Source organism: Candidatus Erwinia dacicola (assembly GCF_001756855.1).
Taxonomy (GTDB): Bacteria; Pseudomonadota; Gammaproteobacteria; order Enterobacterales; family Enterobacteriaceae; genus Erwinia; species Erwinia dacicola.
In genome coordinates this window covers 1-2,546 of sequence record NZ_MAYS01000233.1, presented here as the reverse complement: position 1 = coordinate 2,546, position 2,546 = coordinate 1, and the positions used below count along the sequence as shown (strand labels likewise).

Sequence of the window (2,546 nt, the reverse complement as noted above, 5' to 3'; positions counted from 1 at the left end):
GTAAGGGCGCTACGTTCTTTAATGGCGGGATGAGTGGTGAAGTATCATGAAAAATTTTGGAGCGCGGTCATGCCGGAGTGCTGCTACCCTATGATCCGCTGCGCGATGAAGTGGTGCTAATCGAAGAGATCAGTATCGCCGCTTACGACACCAGCCCAACGCCGTGGGTGGTGGGGATGATGGAACCGGGTGAAACGCCGGAAGAGGTCGCCAGACGCGAAGCGCTGGAAGAAGCCGGGCTGACTCCCGGGCGCATTAAACCCATCATTAACTCCCTCTCCAGTGCGGGAGGAACTACAGAACGCCTTTCGATGTTTGTGGGAGAAGTGGATGCCAGCGTGGCGCAGGGAAACCACGATCTGGAAGAAGAGAATGAAGATATTCTTGTGTGGTCAGCCGTACTCAGGCTTACCAGTGGGTGAAACAGAGGAAAATAGATAACGCCGCTGCTGTCATTGCTTTGCAATGGCTGGAGCTGCACCATGAACAGCTTTGTGATAAATGGAACCCCGAATAATGAAACGTTATGTCCCTGACTTTCCAAAAATGATGCGTGTTTGCGGAACCGATTTTGCTCAACTGCGTCGTCTGTTGCCAAAAGAAGACTAGGCGGGGAAGTCCGTGACATATCAGGTTAATGGCGCCAGTTACCAGATAACCATCTTGGAATCAACGCGCTACACCACGCTGGTTGAGGTGAAACAGACCGCACCGGCCGTCAGCTACTGGAGCCTGCCATCAATGTCGGTTCGCCTGTATCATGACGCGATGGTGGCGGAAGTGTGTTCCACTCAGCAGATCTATCGCTTTAAAGCACGCTATGATTATCTGAATAAAAAGCTGCATCAGCGTGATCAAAAGCATCAGATTAACCAGTTTCTTGCGGACTGGCTGCCCGTTCCATGGCGCAGTGACAGCCCCGGTTTTTTAGAACGCTGCGACAATTTCAGAGCTAGTTAAGGACTTTGATTGGATAGCCTGTTAAAACTTCCTGTGGCGAGTGGGTCCAGATTTAGAATTTTACAGATAACGGATACTCACCTTTTCGCAGGTAAACACGAAACCTTACTCGGTGTGAACACTTGGGCCAGTTATGACGCGGTACTGGAAGGGATCGCCGCCGGGCAGCGTCATTACGATCTAATTGTCGCCACCGGCGACCTTGCGCAGGATCACTCGGTCAAAGCCTATCAGCATTTTGCTGAGGGTATCGCTGGCCTGCCGGCTCCCTGCGTCTGGCTGCCCGGCAATCACGACTTCCAGCCGGCGATGTTCAGCGCGCTGACGGAGTCGAGCATTGCCGATGAAAAGCAAGTACTGGTAGGCGATCACTGGCAGATCGTGCTACTCGACAGCCAGGTGTTCGGCGTCCCGCACGGCGAGTTAAGTGATTACCAGCTGGAGTGGCTGGAGCACGCGCTGGCCGCTGAACCACAGCGCCACACGCTGGTACTGCTGCACCATCATCCCCTGCCTTCCGGCTGCTCATGGCTCGATCAGCACAGCCTGCGCAATCCGCATATGCTGGATGCGGTATTACAGCGCTACCCGCTGGCAAAAATCTTGCTGTGTGGCCATATTCATCAGGAGCTTGACCTAGACTGGCACGGACGGCGCGTGCTGGCCAGCCCGTCCACCTGCATCCAGTTCAAACCCCACTGCACCAACTTCACCATTGATGCGGAAGCGCCAGGATGGCGCTGGTTGGATCTGTATGATGACGGACGGCTGGAAACGGATGTTCAGCGCTTGGCAACCCGTAAATTTAACCCCGATCTCGACTCAGAAGGATATTGATCGATGGCAACCCTGCTCTATCTGCACGGTTTCAACAGCTCTCCGCAGTCGGCAAAAGCGACCAGCTTTAAACAGTGGCTGGCGCAGCACTACCTAAAAATTACCCTGTACGTGCCGCAACTTCCGGCGTTTCCCGCTGAGGCTGCGGCGCTGCTGGAGGAGTTCGTAATGAAATCGGCGGACGAACCGCTCGGCATTATCGGCTCTTCTCTTGGCGGCTATTACGCCACCTGGCTGTCGCAATGCTTCGCGCTGCCAGCGGTGGTGGTGAACCCGGCGGTACGCCCGTTTGAGCTGCTGGTGGATTACCTCGGCAATAATGAGGGCGGATTCAAGTTTGAAGTGCAACGCTAAGCCGCCTGTTTTAGCTCTACAAAGACCACTGAAGGTTGCCGGAACCCAAGGCATTTCCGTGGCCTGCTATTCAGTGCTCCCTGGTACTTGCGGAGCTCGTCATCCGTCACTGCCGTCAGGTCAGTTCCTTTCGGGATAAACTGCCTCAACAACCCATTGGTGTTCTCGTTTAGCCCGCGCTGCCACGAGGCATATGGATGAGCGAAGTAGGTTTCCGCTTCCAACGCGTCAGCGACTTCCTTGTGCCGGGTAAACTCCCTGCCGTTGTCGAACGTGATTGTGTGACAGACGTCCTTATAGCCGCTCAGCATCGAGATAATAGCGGCGGCAACTTCGGCAGAGTCTTTAGAAAAAACCTTCTTCGTCAGATAAATACGGCTTTTACGTTCGACCAG

General features: G+C 54.4%; 2 protein-coding genes and 3 pseudogenes. 4 read left to right on the top strand and 1 reads right to left on the bottom strand.

The features are described from left to right. The 4 genes and pseudogenes from nudF to BBW68_RS07305 all read left to right on the top strand — a co-directional run. Positions 1–517, top strand: a pseudogene (gene nudF, locus BBW68_RS07320) (ADP-ribose diphosphatase); the annotation flags it as partial. Next, positions 517–960 (top strand): annotated as a pseudogene (locus BBW68_RS07315) (DUF1249 family protein). The pseudogenes nudF and BBW68_RS07315, both read left to right, overlap by 1 nt. A 9-nt stretch (positions 961–969) precedes the next feature. Beyond that, the gene (cpdA, locus tag BBW68_RS07310) at positions 970–1,797 is read left to right on the top strand and encodes a 3',5'-cyclic-AMP phosphodiesterase (RefSeq protein WP_070134626.1); all 828 of its coding nucleotides are present in this window, start codon (positions 970–972) and stop codon (positions 1,795–1,797) included. 3 nt (positions 1,798–1,800) lie between these two features. After that, positions 1,801–2,130 (top strand): annotated as a pseudogene (locus tag BBW68_RS07305) (YqiA/YcfP family alpha/beta fold hydrolase); the annotation flags it as partial. A 17-nt stretch (positions 2,131–2,147) separates the two neighbouring features. On the opposite strand, the gene BBW68_RS07300 reads toward BBW68_RS07305, so the two are convergent. Then, the coding region (locus BBW68_RS07300; RefSeq protein ID WP_148127474.1) for an IS30 family transposase at positions 2,148–2,546 on the bottom strand (399 nt) is incomplete at its 5' end.